This is a genomic window from Streptomyces sp. BK79, assembly GCF_044142145.1.
Taxonomy (GTDB): domain Bacteria; phylum Actinomycetota; class Actinomycetes; order Streptomycetales; family Streptomycetaceae; genus Streptomyces.
The window spans coordinates 169,807-184,626 of record NZ_JBHVOC010000004.1 but is presented as its reverse complement, the minus strand read 5'-3'; the positions used below and the strand labels follow the sequence as shown (position 1 = coordinate 184,626).

Below are 14,820 nucleotides of genomic sequence, written 5' to 3'. Positions count from 1 at the left end.
CCGACCCGCACGGTCCGCGCTCTCGGGAGGATCTGCCATGACCGCCAGTACCGCCAGTCTGGAGCAGCTGCGCCGCTGTCACTTCGCCGTCGACCTGGGCGCGTCGCGGACCCGCGTGTACGTCAAGGGTGCCGGGCTCGTCGTCGACCAGCCGTCCGCCGCCGCGGTCAACACCCGCACCGGTGCCCTCATCGCGGTCGGCGAGTTCGCGGAGAAGATGACGGGCCGCACCCCTGCCTACATCCGCGTCGTGCGGCCCGTGTCCGGCGGCACGGTCGTCGACATCGAGATGGCCCAGCGCATGCTGCGGCACCTGCTCGGCGACCGGATCCGCCGGAACCTGCGCCGCAAGCCCCGGCTGCGGGCCGCCGTGTGCACCCCGCACGACGCGGATCCGCTGTCCCAGCGGGCGGCGATCGAGACGCTGGTCGGACTCGGCGCGCGCCGCGTGGAGCTGGTGGACACGCTGATCGCGGCGGCGGTCGGCTGCGGGCTGCCGGTGGAGCAGCCCGAGGCGACGATGATCATGGTGTGCGGGGCGCACGCCACGCAGGTCGCGGTGCTCTCGCTCGGCTCGATCGTGACCGCCGAGCGCATCCCGGTCGGCGGCGAGGCCGTGGACCACGCGATCGTGCAGCTCCTGCGCCACCAGCACGAGCTGGTGCTGCCCAGCCAGTCCGTGCGTCCGCTGCAACTCGCCCTGTCCGGCAACGGGCTGACCCCGCAGGGACCGGCGTCCACCGAGATCCACGGGCGGGACGTGGCGACGGGACTGGCGCGCAGTGTGCGGGTCGACACCGCCACCGTGCGCAACGCCATCCAGACGCCGCTGACGGCCGTGCTCGACGGCATCGGCAAGGTGCTCCGGGACTGCCCGCCCGACCTGGTCGCGGACCTCGCCGACCGCGGCATCATGATGGTCGGCGGGAGCGCGCTGCTGCCCGGCTTCGACCAGATGCTGCGTCAGGCCACGGGCATGCCGGTGGCCATCGCGGAGCGGCCGGACGTGTGCGCGGTCCAGGGCCTCGGCACCATGCTGGAGGGCCGCATCGAGCCGCTGGTGCTGAACCCGGCCTCGTCCGACTGACCCGCCGCCGGGAACGGGTACGCAGAGGGAACCGACGAGAGCCAGGAAGCCGGACGGCATGAGCGCCCGCCCCGCGCCCCGACTGCCCCGCCTCCTCGACGCGGTCGTGGCGATCGGCACCGAACTCGACCTGCGGGGCATCCTGCGGCACGTCGTGGACGGCGCCGCCGAACTGACCGGCGCGGCCTCCGCGTCCCTGGTCACCGCCGACCCCGCCCTCGGCTCCCGCGCCGCCGGCCGGGACGGCGTACCGGAGCCGGCGCCCCTGCTGCGGGTGCCGGTCCACGTGCGCGACGAGGAGTTCGGCGAGCTGCGGCTGACCGGGCGGCCCGACGGCGGCCCGTTCACGGCCGAGGACGAGCAGGTGCTGCGGGTCCTGGCCACGCAGGCCGGCATCGCGATCGGCAACGCCCTGCTGCACGAGACGGCCCGGCAGCGCGAGCGCTGGATCGAGGGCGCGGCGGCCGTCACCACCGCGCTGCTCACCGAGGAGGGCGCCGACGACGCGCTGACGACGGTCGCCGAACGGGCCAGGATGCTGGCCGGCGCCAGTGCGGGCGTCATCCTCCAGCCGACCGCCGAGGGCGGCATGGCGATCGTGACCGCCTCGACGCCCGAGGACCCGGACGGCATCCTCGGCGCGACCATCGCGCCGGGCAGCCCCGTCCTGGAGCAGTTGCTGGGCGGCCAACCGGTGTTCGTGGCCGACTCGGCGACCGATCCGCGCATGACGACGCACGTGCGGCACCGGTTCGGGCCGAGCATGATGCTGCCCCTTCAGGCGAGCGGCCGGCTGATCGGCACCCTCGCCCTGCCCCGCCGCCGGGGCGCGAGCCCGTACACGGCCGTCGAGCGGCTGCTCGCGACCCAGTTCGCCTCGCAGGCCGCGCTCGCCCTCGTCCTCGCCGACGCCCGGCGCGGCCGGGAGCGCCTCGCGGTCTACGAGGACCGGGACCGCATCGCCCGGGACCTGCACGACCTGGTGGTGCAGCGGCTGTTCGCCACCGGCATGATGCTGGAGTCCACGCGGCGCAGGCCCGGCGCCCAGGACGTCCGGGACATCCTCGGCCGGGCGGTGGACGAGCTGCGGTCCACGGTCCAGGAGGTCCGTACGACGATCTTCGCGTTGCAGCAGCCTCCCGCCGACCCGCCGGCCGGCCTGCGCGGCCGGGTGCTGCGGGAGACCGCGTCCGCCGCCGCCCTGCTCGGCTTCCCGCCGTCGGCGCACTTCACGGGCGCCGTCGACGCCCGCGTACCGGACGACGTCGCGGACCGCCTGCTCACCGCGCTGCGCCACGCCCTGACCGAAGCGGCCGGCCGTCCGGGCGTGTCCCGGGCCGAGGTCACCGTCGACGCGAGCGCCACGGCCCCCGACGGCCGGGCGGAGGTTCGGCTGACGGTCCGTGACGACGGCGACGAGGGCGACGCGGAGGAGGGCGGGGCGGGCGGCGGCCGGGGGACGACGGTCACGTGGCGGTCGCCGCTGTGAGCCCGCGCCGCGGGGAGCAGGGCACGGGATCGGCGGGTGACCGCGCCGGGCTGCCCCGGGTGTAGTACGCCGTCCGGCGGGCAGGCGCACCGACAGCGCCGCCGGACGGCCGCGGTCCGGGACCCGGTACCCCGGCACGTCCGACGGCCGACGGGGGCTGTGCGACGTTGCGAACGTCTGTCAGGGACCGACATGGACGGACAAGGCGGTGACATGACCCCAGCGGCACCACCACGCCCGGCGGGTGACCCGGCCACTCTCGTCGTCGAGGCCCGCGTGGAGGCGGGCCGGGCGCTGCTCGCTCCCCGGGGAGAACTCGTCCACGGCTGCGCGGACATCCTGGCCGAGGCGCTGGCCGCCCTGCCGGAGGACGTCGACCGGGTGGACCTGGACATGGGCGGCGTGGTCTTCATGGACACGACCGGGCTGCGGTTCCTGGACCTGCTGGGCGGCTACAGCCACCGGCAGGCGGTGCCGGTGACGGCGACGAACTGGCACGGCCAGCCGCTGCGGGTCCTGGTGCTGGCCGGCCTCGACACCACCGACCCGCTGCGCGCGACGGCCCACCGGCCGGACGCGGAGCCGCCCGACGCGCCCTCCCCCGCGCCCTCGGAGCGGCTGCACGTCCTCCAGGAGGAGGTGGAGCAGCTCCGTCACGCCCTCGTCTCCCGCCCGGTCATCGACCAGGCGACCGGCGTGCTCATGGCGCTGCACGGGTGCACGTCGGAGGAGGCGTGGCACATCCTGCGGGAGGCCTCCCAACGGTCCAACACGAAGCTGCGCGCGGTGGCCGCGGCGGTCACCGCGAGCGCCGGGAGCGACGGCCCTCCCCCGCCGGCCGAGGTGCGCTCGGCCCTGCGGACGGCGCTGGCCCGCCTCGGACGCTGAAACCGGCGCACGCGTGGTGGCGCCCTCGCGGACGGGGTACTCGGCCGGCGACCCGCACGGCAGGAGGAGGTACCACGATGAGCGAGCCGACCCCGTCCCAGGCCGAGGGCGAACGCGACGACGAACCGGACACCCCGGACGTGCCGCACACCACTCCCTCCCAGGCGGAGGGCGAGCGCGACGACGTCACCGAGGACGTCGGGGAGCGGACGAAAGGCCGGTGAACCGGCGGCGCCACCGGCCAGAAGGTTTCTGCAGGGGTGGCGCGGAGTGGGGCGGGTGGGACTCGAACCCACGGCCGACGGATTATGAGTCCGCTGCTCTAACCGGCTGAGCTACCGCCCCATAGCGGCGTGTCGCGTACACGTGTGCGCGCCGTCTGCCGCAGCATAGCCGCTCATACGATCTCCTGCCTCGGGTGGTCGGCTGCCGCGACGCCTTCATGACCTTGAGGACTCCGCGGCGTGCCGCGCGGTTCCCGGACATGAAAAAGGACCCCGAAGGGTCCTCGTTCACCACGCTCCCCCGACTGGACTCGAACCAGTAACCTGCCGGTTAACAGCCGGCTGCTCTGCCAATTGAGCTACGGAGGACCGAGCTCCCCGGACTGGACTCGAACCAGTAACCTGCCGGTTAACAGCCGGCTGCTCTGCCAATTGAGCTACCGAGGAAGGTCTCGTATCGCATCGAACGCGTCTGCCTGGGTATTCGCCAGGGGGCGCGCGTTCGCTGCGACACATACATTAGCGCAAGCAGGGGGGTGCTCCGCCAATCGGTACTCCCCGGCACCGGAGAGCTAGGGCAAGAGAAGGGTGGCCGCCATGCGTTACCGGCTCACGTTCGTCGTCGGACTCGCGGTGGGTTACGTGCTGGGCACGAAGGCCGGACGGGAGCGCTACGAGCAGTTGCGGAAGTCCGCCCGTCAGGTCGCGCAGAACCCGGCCGTGCGCAACACCGCCGAGTCCGCGGCCCAGCAGGGCAGGCACTTCGCCGACAAGGCGTACCACGTGGTGAGCGACAAGGTCGGGGACCGGATGCCCGACTCGGTGGCCCAGCGGGTCCGCTCCCTGCGCGAGCGCAACGGCAGCGGCGCGGACGACTGGGGCACCAGCAACACCTGAGACGACCGCGTCCGCCGTGGCCCGTGCCCCCACCGGGTACGGGCCGCTCTCGCGGTGCGGCAGAATTTCCGGCATGGGGATAGTCGCCGGGTTGGACAGTGCGCCCGATTTCACTCGTATCGTCGTCTGCGATTCGGACACCGGTGCCGTACTGCGGCAGGGCTACGCGCCGCATCCGGTGGAGAGCCCCGAGGGCGGGGGCCGGCCCGCGGACGTCGACCCGCAGGCCTGGCTGCTGTCCCTCGGTGAGGCCGCCGGCGGCGGCCTGCTGGAGGGCGTGCAGGCCATCGGCGTGTCCGCGCAGGCGAACGCGGTGGTGCCGCTGGACTCGCAGGGCAACACCGTGCGCCCGGCGATGGTGGGCGGCGACAAGCGCTCCCAGGTGGCGGCGGCCGACCTGATCGACGCGCTCGGCGGGCGCGAGGCGTGGGCGCAGGCGGTGGGCGCGGTGCCGCAGGCCGCGCAGCCGGTGACCAAGCTGCGCTGGCTGGCGCGGACCGAGCCGGAGGCCGCCGCGCGGACCGCCGTGCTGATGCAGGCCCACGACTGGCTGGTGTGGCAGCTGCTCGGGCGGCCGGTGCGCAGGACCACCGACCGGGGCGGGGCCTCCGGGACCGGCTACTGGTCGGCGGCGAGTGGCGCGTACCGGTCCGATCTGGTCGAGCTGGCCCTCGGGCACCAGGCGATGCTGCCGGAGGTGATCGGCCCGGCCGACGCGGCCGGTACGACGCCGGAGGGGCTGCTGATTTCCGCCGGGACCGGCGAGACCCAGGCCGCCGCCTTCGGGCTCGGGATCGGGCTGGGCGACGCGGTGGTGTCGCTGGGCGCGTCCGGGTCCGTCATGGCCGTGCACACCGAGCCGCTCGTCGACCAGTCCGGGATGATCACCGCCCTGGCCGACGCGACCGGCATGCACCTGCCCGTCGTGACCACCCTGAACGCCGTACGGACCCTGCGCGGCACCGCCGAACTGCTCGGCGCGGCGGACCTGGAGAGCCTGTCCGAGCTGGCGATGAAGTCGACGCCCGGCGCGCACGGGCTGGTGCTGCTGCCCTACCTGGAGGGCGAGCGCACGCCGAACCTGCCGCACACCGCCGGCACGCTGGCCGGTCTGCGGCGCGAGTCGATGCGGCCGGAGCACCTGGCGCGGGCCGCGTTCGAGGGGATGCTGTGCGGTCTCGCCGACGCGCTGGACGTGCTGCGCGCGCGGGGCGTGGACGTGCGGCGGGTCTTCCTGCTGGGCGCGGCGGCCGAGCTGCCGGCCGTGCAGGCGGCGGCGCCCGCGCTGTTCGGGACCCAGGTGGTCGTACCGCAGCCGGCGGACTACGCGGCGATCGGCGCGGCCCGGCAGGCGGCCTGGGCGCTGGGCGTGTCGCAGGGCACGCTGGACCCGCGCACCCCGCCCGCCTGGCAGGGCGCGGTGGCGCAGGTGCTGGAGCCCGGTGAGGAACTGGCGGTGGGACAGGCGGTGCGGCAGCAGTTCGTGTCGGTGCGGGAGCAGACGCACCCGGGGGCGATGCGCGTCTGAGCGGTCGGGTGCGCCCGGGCGCGGGACGCGTGTGCCCGGGCGCGGGTCGCGTGCCGCCCGTGGCGGCGGAAGGACCGCCCGTACGGCCGGAAGTGCCGCGCTGTCGGGTTAATCGGTTGAGGTAACGCGGGTGGAGTGTCCGACGATAGGGGCCAGGGGCAACCATCAGCCCCCGTCGCCGACCCGAGAGACCCAGCGTGCTCATACGACTCCTGCGGACCTGTCTCAGGCCCTACAAGAAACCCATCGCCCTGCTGGTGGCGCTGCAGTTGGTGCAGACCTGCGCCAGCCTCTACCTGCCGACGCTGAACGCGGACATCATCGACAACGGTGTCGTCGAGGGCGACACCGGCTACATCCTGGGTTACGGCGCCCTGATGATCGGCATCTCGCTCGTGCAGGTCGTGGCCAACATCGGCGCCGTGTACTACGGGGCCCGCACCGCCTCGGCGCTCGGCCGTGACCTGCGCGCGGCCGTCTTCGACCGGGTGCAGTCCTTCTCGGCCCGCGAGGTCGGCCACTTCGGCGCGCCGTCGCTGATCACGCGGACCACGAACGACGTGCAGCAGGTCCAGATGCTGGCCCTGATGACGTTCACGCTGATGGTGTCGGCGCCCATCATGGCCGTCGGCGGCGTGGTGATGGCGCTCGGTCTGGACGTGCCGCTGTCCGGGGTGCTGATCGCGGTGGTGCCGGTGCTGGGCGTCTGCGTGACGCTGATCGTGCGGCGGCTGCGCCCGCTGTTCCGGGCCATGCAGGAGCGCCTGGACACGGTCAACCGCGTGCTGCGCGAGCAGATCACCGGCAACCGCGTCATCCGCGCGTTCGTGCGGGACGCCTACGAGCAGCAGCGCTTCCGGAAGGCCAACACCGATCTCACGGAGGTCGCGCTGGGCACCGGCAACCTGCTGGCGCTGATGTTCCCGGTGGTCATGACGGTGGTGAACCTGTCGTCGATCGCGGTGGTGTGGTTCGGGGCGCACCGGATCGACGGCGGTGAGATGCAGATCGGCGACCTGACCGCGTTCCTGGCCTATCTCATGCAGATCGTCATGTCCGTGATGATGGCCACCTTCATGTTCATGATGGTGCCGCGCGCGGAGGTGTGCGCCGAGCGCATCCAGGAGGTCCTGGACACCGAGAGCAGTGTGGTGCCGCCGGTGGCGCCGGTCACCGAGCTGCGCCGGCACGGGCACCTGGAGATCCGGGGCGCCGGTTTCCGCTACCCCGGCGCCGAGGAACCGGTGCTCAGGGACATCGGGCTGGTGGCCCGGCCGGGCGAGACGACCGCCGTCATCGGCTCGACCGGCAGCGGCAAGTCCACGCTGCTGGGGCTGGTCCCCCGGCTGTTCGACGCGACCGAGGGCGAGGTGCTGGTCGACGGGGTGGACGTGCGGACCGTCGACCCGAAGGTGCTGGCGCGGATCGTGGGGCTGGTGCCGCAGAAGCCGTACCTGTTCGCGGGCACGGTCGCGACCAATCTGCGCTACGGCCATCCGGACGCCACGGACGAGGAGCTGTGGCGCGCGCTGGAGGTGGCGCAGGCCAAGGGGTTCGTGGAAGGGCTGGAGGGCGGGCTGGACGCGCCGATCGCGCAGGGCGGCACGAACGTGTCGGGCGGTCAGCGCCAGCGGCTCGCCATCGCCCGCACCCTGGTGCAGCGCCCGGAGATCTACCTGTTCGACGACTCCTTCTCCGCCCTCGACTACGCGACCGACGCGGCGCTCCGCGCCGAGCTGGGCCGGGAGACGGCCGAGGCGACCGTGGTGATCGTGGCCCAGCGGGTGGCGACCATCCGGGACGCGGACCGGATCATCGTGCTGGACGAGGGGCGGGTGGTCGGCGAGGGCCGGCACCACGAGCTGATGGCGGACAACGACACCTACCGGGAGATCGTGCTCTCCCAGCTCACGGAAGCGGAGGCTGCCTGATGGCCGGGCCTGCGGGTCGCATGATGGCCGGAGGCGGCCCCGACCAGCGTTCGATGGACTTCACGGGGTCGGGCAAGCGGCTCGTCGCCCGGTTCCGGCCGGAGCGGGTGACCCTCTGGGCCCTGCTGGCGTGCCTGATCGTCAGCGTCGGCCTCAACGTGGTCGGCCCGAAGATCCTCGGCGAGGCCACCGACCTGGTCTTCGCGGGGATCGTCGGGCGGGACATGCCGTCCGGGGCCACGAAGGAACAGGTCCTGGAGTCGATGCGGGAACGCGGTGACGGCAAGGTCGCCGACATGCTCCGCAGCACGGACTTCACGCCGGGGCAGGGCATCGACTTCGGTGCCGTCGGCGAGGTGCTGCTGCTGGCGCTGGCGGTGTTCGGCGTGGCCGGGCTGCTGATGGCGGTGGCCACGCGGCTGGTGAACCGGGCGGTCAACCGGACGATGTTCCGGATGCGGGAGGACGTGCAGACGAAGCTGTCGCGGCTGCCGCTGTCGTACTTCGACCAGCGGCAGCGCGGCGAGGTGCTCTCGCGGGCCACGAACGACATCGACAACATCGGGCAGACGCTCCAGCAGTCGATGGGGCAGCTCATCAACTCCCTGCTGACCATCATCGGCGTGCTGGCGATGATGTTCTACGTCTCCTGGATCCTCGCGCTGGTCGCGCTGGTGACCGTGCCGCTGTCGTACGTGGTGGCCACGCGGGTCGGCAAGCGGTCGCAGCCGCAGTTCGTGCGGCAGTGGCGTTCCACGGGGAAGCTGAACGCGCACATCGAGGAGATGTACACCGGGCACGCGCTGGTGAAGGTCTTCGGGCGCCAGGAGGAGTCGGCGAAGCAGTTCGCCGAGCAGAACGAGGCGCTCTACGAGGCCGGGTTCAAGGCGCAGTTCAACAGCGGGATCATGCAGCCGCTGATGATGTTCGTGTCCAACCTGAACTACGTGCTCGTCGCCGTCGTCGGCGGGCTGCGGGTCGCCTCGGGCGCGCTGTCCATCGGTGACGTGCAGGCCTTCATCCAGTACTCCCGGCAGTTCTCGATGCCGCTGACGCAGGTCGCGTCGATGGCGAACCTGGTGCAGTCGGGCGTGGCGTCGGCGGAGCGGGTCTTCGAGCTGCTGGACGCCGAGGAGCAGTCGGCGGACCCGGTCCCGGGGGCCCGGCCCGAGGAGTCGCGGGGGCGGGTGGAGCTGGAGCACGTGTCGTTCCGGTACGACCCCGGCAGACCGCTGATCGAGGACCTGTCGCTGAAGGTGGAGCCCGGTCACACGGTCGCGATCGTGGGCCCGACCGGGGCCGGCAAGACGACGCTGGTCAACCTGCTGATGCGGTTCTACGAGGTCTCCGGCGGGCGGATCACCCTCGACGGCGTGGACATCGCGGCGATGTCCCGGGACGAGCTGCGGGCCGGCATCGGCATGGTGCTCCAGGACACCTGGCTGTTCGGCGGCACCATCGCGGAGAACATCGCCTACGGGGCGTCCCGGGAGGTGACCCGTGGGGAGATCGAGGAGGCGGCGCGGGCCGCGCACGCCGACCGGTTCGTCCGCACGCTGCCCGACGGCTACGACACGGTGCTCGACGACGAGGGCACGGGGGTGAGCGCGGGCGAGAAGCAGCTCATCACGATCGCGCGGGCGTTCCTGTCCGACCCGGTCATCCTGGTCCTCGACGAGGCCACGTCGTCCGTGGACACCCGCACCGAGGTGCTGATCCAGAAGGCGATGGCCAAGCTGGCGCACGGGCGGACGTCCTTCGTCATCGCGCACCGGCTGTCGACGATCCGGGACGCCGACGTGATCCTGGTGATGGAGAACGGGTCCATCGTCGAGCAGGGCACGCACAGCGGGCTGCTGGCGGCCGGGGGCGGGTACGCGCGCCTGTACGCGGCCCAGTTCGCGCAGGCGGTCGCCGAGGTCGACTGACCGCGCCTTCGCGGTCCCGAGGGGGGCGGGTCAGTCCAGGTAGCCGCGCAGCTGGTCCGCGTAGGCGTGGTCGCGGAGCTTGTTGAGGGTCTTGGACTCGATCTGGCGGATCCGCTCCCGGGTGACGCCGAAGATGCGGCCTATCTCCTCCAGCGTGCGGGGGCGGCCGTCCACGAGGCCGTAGCGGAGCTGGACGACCTTGCGCTCGCGTTCGCCGAGGGTGGACAGGACGGCGTCCAGGTGCTGGCGCAGCAGCAGGAACGCGGCCGACTCGACGGGGCTGGCCGCGTCGCCGTCCTCGATCAGGTCACCGAGGGCGACCTCGTCCTCCTCGCCGACCGGGGCGTGCAGCGAGACCGGCTCCTGGGCGAGGCGCAGCACCTCGCCGACCCGCTCGGGGGCGAGGTCGAGGTGCGCGGCGACCTCCTGCGGGGTCGGCTCGTAGCCGCGTTCCTGGAGCATGCGGCGCTGGACGCGGACGACCCGGTTGATCAGCTCCACGACGTGGACGGGGACGCGGATGGTGCGCGCCTGGTCGGCGAGGGCGCGGGACATGGCCTGGCGGATCCACCAGGTGGCGTACGTGGAGAACTTGTAGCCGCGGGCGTAGTCGAACTTCTCGACGGCCCGGATCAGCCCCAGGTTCCCCTCCTGGACCAGGTCGAGCATGGTCAGCCCGCGCCCCACGTACCGCTTCGCGACCGACACCACGAGCCGCAGGTTCGCCTCGATCAGGCGGCGCTTGGCCAGCCGGCCGAGGACGACGAGCCGGTCGAGGTCCAGCGCGAGCCTGCTGTCCAGGTCGGCGGCGAGCCGCAGCTTCTCCTCGGCGAACAGCCCCGCCTCGACGCGCCGGGCGAGGTCGACCTCCTCGGCGGCGGTGAGCAGCGGGATGCGGCCGATCTCCCGCAGGTACTGGCGGAACAGGTCGGAGGAGGGCCCGCCGCTCTCCGTGCGGGTGGGCGGCGGCGGCTCGGCGGGCTCCGGGGCGTCGGCAGGCTCGTGGGCGTCGACGGTTTCGGCGGGCTCCGGGGCGTCGGCGGGCTCGCTCACGTCGGCGGGCTCGGCGGGCTCGGCGGGGTCGACGGGGTCTTCGGGGTGGCCGGCGGCCTCGAAGGGCTCGGTCCCGGCCGGCTCGTCCGCCCGGTTGTCGGGGTGGTGCCCGGCGCGGTGCCGCGGGGGCGTCGCGACGAGCACGCCGCGCTCCGCGTCCGGCTCCGCGCCGTCGGTACCGGTGTCGGTCTGGGTGAGGGTCCGGGTCTGCACGGGGGCGACCTCCAGGATGGACGCGGCCGACGGGGGCCGGCAGCGGTACTTCGGGCGCGGAGCCGGCTCACTCGCCGCGGTCCGCCCCGTACGCGTTGAACGGAACAGCGGGGATCGGGAACCCGTCGCAACGGGCCGGCCGCGCTCCGGGGACTCAGGCACCGCACCCAGTGTGGGGTACGACACATCGCCGCCACGAGGGGCGTGCGGTGACTTTTTGCGTCCGGTCCGTGACCCGGTGGTGATGCGGCGCCGGCTCTAGAGGGCCGCGGCGCCGTGTTCGCGCAGGGTCTGGTCGTACTGCTGGAGGACCCACAGCTCGTTCTGCACGGCGGCCAGTTCGGCGGGGTCGCCGTGGCCGGTGAGGCGGGTGAGGCGGCCCGTGATGTCGCGGATGCGGCGCTCGACGGCGCGGCGGCGGACGGTGACGAGCTGGGCGCCGGCGTAGACCTCGTCGACGCCCTTCACGCCGCGGTGCAGCATGATCGCCTCGACCGCCAGCTCGGTGACCATGGCGCGGACGGTGTCGTCGGGGGCGGCCTCGCGGACGCGGACCAGGTAGTCCTGGGGGTCCTGGACGCCGGTCTCGGCGCCGCCCGCCGCCATGATGGCCTCGCGGACGGCGGCGTAGGGCGGGGCGGTGAACTCGTCGACGCCGTACGCGTCGAAGGCCGGGGAGACCAGCTCCGGGCGCTGGAGGGCGAGCTTGAGCAGCTCGCGCTCGGTGGCGAAGACGGGGTTGCGCAGGTTGAGGGCCGGGCCGCCTCGGGGGCCGGGACCGGCCGGGGCGGCGTACTGCCGCTCGGCGCCACCGCGCTGCTGCCGGTCGGGGGCGGGGCCCTTGCCGCCGCGGTCGCGGGCCCAGCGGGCCAGCTGGGCGATCCGCTTGACGACGAACTGGGTGTCGAGGATGCCGAGCATGCCGGCGAGCTGCACGGCGACCTCGTGCTGGGCGCCGCTGTTCTTGATGCGGGCGACGACCGGGGCGGCCTCGTCCAGGGCCGCCGCGCGGCCGGCCGGGGTGTCCAGGTCGTAGCGGCCGACGATCTGGCGGAGCGCGAACTCGAAGAGCGGGGTGCGCGGCTCGACCAGGTCGGCGACCGCGTCGTCGCCCTTGGCCAGGCGCAGGTCGCAGGGGTCCATGCCGTCGGGGGCGATGGCGATGTACGTCTCGGCGGCGAACTTCTGGTCGTCCTCGAAGGCGCGCAGGGCCGCCTTCTGGCCGGCCGCGTCGCCGTCGAAGGTGAAGATCACGCGGGCGGAGCCGTTGTCCATCAGGAGGCGGCGCAGGATCTTGATGTGGTCGCCGCCGAAGGCGGTGCCGCAGGTCGCGATGGCGGTCGTCACACCGGCGAGGTGGCAGGCCATGACGTCGGTGTAGCCCTCGACGACGACCGCGCGGGACGCCTTCGCGATGTCCTTCTTCGCCAGGTCGATGCCGTACAGCACCTGGGACTTCTTGTAGATGGCGGTGTCGGGGGTGTTCAGGTACTTCGGGCCGTTGTCCGCCTCGTAGAGCTTGCGGGCGCCGAAGCCGACGACGTCGCCGCCGATGTCGCGGATGGGCCACATCAGCCGGCCGCGGAAGCGGTCGATGGGGCCGCGGCGGCCCTCCTGGGCGAGGCCGGACAGGAGCAGTTCCTTGTCGCTGAAGCCCTTGCCGCGCAGGAAGCGGACGAGGTGGTCCCAGCCCTGGGGGCTGTAGCCGACGGAGAAGTGCTGGGCGGCGGCCTGGTCGAAGCCGCGGTCGGCGAGGAAGGCGCGGCCGGTGTCGGCCTCGGGGCTGGTCGCCAGCTGCTCCGCGTACCACTCGGCGGCGATCTTGTGGGCCTCGACCAGGCGGATGCGCTCGCCGCGCTGGTGGGAGGGGTTGTACCCGCCCTCCTCGTACCGCAGGGTGATGCCGGCCTGGCCGGCCAGCCGCTCGACCGCCTCCGAGAAGGTGAGGTGGTCGATCTTCATCACGAACGTGATGGTGTCGCCGCCCTCCTGGCAGCCGAAGCAGTGGAAGAACCCCTTGCTCGGGCTGACCTGGAAGGACGGTGACTTCTCGTCGTGGAACGGGCACAGGCCCTTCAGGTTGCCGCCGCCCGCGCCCCGCAGCTGGAGGTACTCGGAGACGACGGCGTCGATCGGGACCGCGTCCCGTACCGCCTTCACGTCCTCGTCGTTGATCCGTCCTGCCACGCCTGAAGTCTACGGGGCGGCGCCGACACTCCACCGCTGCGGTGACCGGCCCCGGCCGGGGGTCCGGGGGCTGCCCCCGGGAACCGGGGTCGGCGGCGGTACGACGGCTACGACAGCTGTGCGACGAGGCTTTCGAGCGGTACGTGCGGGTCGGCGAGGGCGTCCGGGTCCACCGGGGTCCTCGAGCGGATGAGCTGCTGGACGGGCTCCGTGACGTCCCACACGTTCACGTTCATCCCGGCCAGCACCCGGCCCTCCTTCACCCAGAAGGCGATGAACTCGCGCTTGGCGGCGTCCCCGCGGATCACCACCTGGTCGTAGGACCCCGCGGGCGCCCAGCCGGAGTACTCCATGCCGAGGTCGTACTGGTCGGTGAAGAAGTAGGGCACGCGGTCGTGGGCGAGGCCCTTGCCGAGCATCGCGCGGGCGGCCGCCGGGCCGCCGTTCAGCGCGCCCGCCCAGTGCTCGACGCGCAGGCGGGTGTCGAAGAGGGCGTGGTGGAAGGAGGCGACGTCTCCGGCGGCGTAGATGTGGGGGTCGGAGGTGCGCAGGTTCGCGTCGACGACGATGCCGCCGCCGTCGGCCGGGTCGGCGATCTCCAGCCCGGCCGCCTGGGCGAGCGCGGTGCGCGGGGCGGCGCCGATCGCGGCCAGCACGTCGTGCGCGGGGTGCTCCTCGCCGTCGTCGGTGCGGGCGGCCAGCACCATGCCGTCCTGGCCGATGATCTCGGTCAGCCGCACGCCGAAGCGGAAGCGGACGCCGTGCGCCTCGTGCAGCTCGGCGAAGACGGAGCCCAGCTCGGGGCCGAGGACGCCGTGCAGCGGGGTCGGGCCGGGCTCGACGACGGTGACCTCCGCGCCGTACTCGCGGGCCGCCGCCGCGACCTCCAGGCCGATCCAGCCGGCGCCGGCGATCACGAGGTGGCCGTTGTCCCGGCCGAGGGAGGCGAGGACGCCCTTGAGGCGTTCGGCGTGGGCGAGGCGGCGCAGGTGGTGGACCCCCGCGAGGCCGGTGCCGGGGACGTCGAGGCGGCGGGGCTCGGCGCCGGTCGCCAGGAGCAGCTTGTCGTACCGGGCGCGGGTGCCGTCGTCGCCGTAGTGGACGGTCCTGGCGGCGCGGTCGATGCCGACGACGGTCTGGCCGAGGTGCAGCTCGATGTCGTGCCGCGCGTACCAGGCGGGTTCGTGCACGAAGACGCTGTCGCGGTCCTCCTTGCCGAGGAGGTACCCCTTGGACAGGGGCGGGCGCTCGTAGGGGTGGTCGCGTTCGTCGCAGACGAGGATCACCCGGCCGGTGAAGCCCTCCGTGCGGAGCGTCTCGGCCGCCTTCGCGCCGGCCAGGCCGCCTCCGACGATGACGAATGTCTGATCCGCGTCGACCACTTGTTTGCCTCCT

General features: G+C 73.3%; 10 protein-coding genes, 3 tRNA genes and 1 pseudogene. 8 read left to right on the top strand and 6 right to left on the bottom strand.

Features of this window, described 5'->3' with window-relative positions; genetic code table 11:
* The first annotated feature begins 37 nt into the window (after positions 1-37).
* The 4 genes from ACFIF2_RS06455 to ACFIF2_RS06440 all read left to right on the top strand — a co-directional run bounded on the left by ACFIF2_RS06455 (position 38) and on the right by ACFIF2_RS06440 (position 3,688).
* Complete coding sequence (locus ACFIF2_RS06455; protein WP_395571521.1) at positions 38-1,087, top strand: rod shape-determining protein; 1,050 nt, start codon at positions 38-40, stop codon at positions 1,085-1,087.
* A 58-nt stretch (positions 1,088-1,145) separates the two neighbouring features.
* Positions 1,146-2,576, top strand: coding sequence for a GAF domain-containing sensor histidine kinase (locus ACFIF2_RS06450; protein WP_395571520.1), 1,431 nt, complete (start codon positions 1,146-1,148; stop codon positions 2,574-2,576).
* A 213-nt stretch (positions 2,577-2,789) separates the two neighbouring features.
* A complete protein-coding gene (locus ACFIF2_RS06445) occupies positions 2,790-3,464 on the top strand; it encodes an ANTAR domain-containing protein (RefSeq protein ID WP_395571519.1) in 675 nt (224 codons plus the stop codon).
* Positions 3,465-3,541: 77 nt separating this feature from the next.
* Positions 3,542-3,688, top strand: coding sequence for a hypothetical protein (locus tag ACFIF2_RS06440; protein ID WP_395571518.1), 147 nt, complete (start codon positions 3,542-3,544; stop codon positions 3,686-3,688).
* 47 nt (positions 3,689-3,735) lie between these two features.
* Here the strand turns inward: ACFIF2_RS06440 and ACFIF2_RS06435 are convergent.
* The 3 genes from ACFIF2_RS06435 to ACFIF2_RS06425 form a co-directional block, all read right to left on the bottom strand.
* Positions 3,736-3,809: transfer RNA gene (locus tag ACFIF2_RS06435), tRNA-Ile, on the bottom strand.
* A gap of 175 nt (positions 3,810-3,984) precedes the next feature.
* Positions 3,985-4,057: transfer RNA gene (locus ACFIF2_RS06430), tRNA-Asn, on the bottom strand.
* A gap of 5 nt (positions 4,058-4,062) precedes the next feature.
* A tRNA-Asn gene (locus ACFIF2_RS06425) sits at positions 4,063-4,135 on the bottom strand.
* Between the two features lie 150 nt (positions 4,136-4,285).
* Here ACFIF2_RS06425 and ACFIF2_RS06420 point away from each other — a divergent pair.
* The 4 genes from ACFIF2_RS06420 to ACFIF2_RS06405 all read left to right on the top strand — a co-directional run bounded on the left by ACFIF2_RS06420 (position 4,286) and on the right by ACFIF2_RS06405 (position 9,972).
* Positions 4,286-4,585: a YtxH domain-containing protein gene (locus tag ACFIF2_RS06420; RefSeq protein ID WP_395571517.1), complete on the top strand. Its 300-nt coding sequence runs from the start codon at positions 4,286-4,288 to the stop codon at positions 4,583-4,585.
* Positions 4,586-4,658: 73 nt separating this feature from the next.
* Positions 4,659-6,113 carry an FGGY-family carbohydrate kinase gene (locus ACFIF2_RS06415; protein ID WP_395571516.1) on the top strand — a complete coding sequence of 485 codons (1,455 nt, stop codon included), beginning with the start codon at positions 4,659-4,661 and terminating at the stop codon, positions 6,111-6,113.
* Positions 6,114-6,310: 197 nt separating this feature from the next.
* Positions 6,311-8,044: an ABC transporter ATP-binding protein gene (locus ACFIF2_RS06410; RefSeq protein WP_395571515.1), complete on the top strand. Its 1,734-nt coding sequence runs from the start codon at positions 6,311-6,313 to the stop codon at positions 8,042-8,044.
* Entirely contained in the window at positions 8,044-9,972 is a 1,929-nt protein-coding gene (locus tag ACFIF2_RS06405; protein ID WP_395571514.1) for an ABC transporter ATP-binding protein, read from the top strand. The genes ACFIF2_RS06410 and ACFIF2_RS06405 overlap by 1 nt, the downstream gene beginning before the upstream one ends.
* 30 nt (positions 9,973-10,002) lie before the next feature.
* Here the strand turns inward: ACFIF2_RS06405 and ACFIF2_RS06400 are convergent.
* The 3 genes and pseudogenes from ACFIF2_RS06400 to ACFIF2_RS06390 form a co-directional block, all read right to left on the bottom strand.
* Positions 10,003-11,369: pseudogene (locus ACFIF2_RS06400) on the bottom strand (RNA polymerase sigma factor).
* A 127-nt stretch (positions 11,370-11,496) separates the two neighbouring features.
* Positions 11,497-13,425 carry a DNA primase gene (gene dnaG, locus ACFIF2_RS06395; RefSeq protein ID WP_395571513.1) on the bottom strand — a complete coding sequence of 643 codons (1,929 nt, stop codon included), beginning with the start codon at positions 13,423-13,425 and terminating at the stop codon, positions 11,497-11,499.
* A gap of 107 nt (positions 13,426-13,532) precedes the next feature.
* On the bottom strand, positions 13,533-14,807 hold the full coding sequence (locus ACFIF2_RS06390; protein ID WP_395571512.1) for an NAD(P)/FAD-dependent oxidoreductase: 1,275 nt from the start codon (positions 14,805-14,807) through the stop codon (positions 13,533-13,535).
* Positions 14,808-14,820 lie beyond the last annotated feature (13 nt).

Excerpts from the sequence above, each read along its gene's own strand:
- ACFIF2_RS06420 (WP_395571517.1), top strand. The coding sequence starts at position 4,286 with ATGCGTTACCGGCTCACGTTCGTCGTCGGACTCGCGGTGGGTTACGTG.
- ACFIF2_RS06445 (WP_395571519.1), top strand. The coding sequence starts at position 2,790 with ATGACCCCAGCGGCACCACCACGCCCGGCGGGTGACCCGGCCACTCTC.
- ACFIF2_RS06450 (WP_395571520.1), top strand. The coding sequence starts at position 1,146 with ATGAGCGCCCGCCCCGCGCCCCGACTGCCCCGCCTCCTCGACGCGGTC.
- ACFIF2_RS06455 (WP_395571521.1), top strand. The coding sequence starts at position 38 with ATGACCGCCAGTACCGCCAGTCTGGAGCAGCTGCGCCGCTGTCACTTC.
- ACFIF2_RS06440 (WP_395571518.1), top strand. The coding sequence starts at position 3,542 with ATGAGCGAGCCGACCCCGTCCCAGGCCGAGGGCGAACGCGACGACGAA.
- ACFIF2_RS06415 (WP_395571516.1), top strand. The coding sequence starts at position 4,659 with ATGGGGATAGTCGCCGGGTTGGACAGTGCGCCCGATTTCACTCGTATC.
- ACFIF2_RS06405 (WP_395571514.1), top strand. The coding sequence starts at position 8,044 with ATGGCCGGGCCTGCGGGTCGCATGATGGCCGGAGGCGGCCCCGACCAG.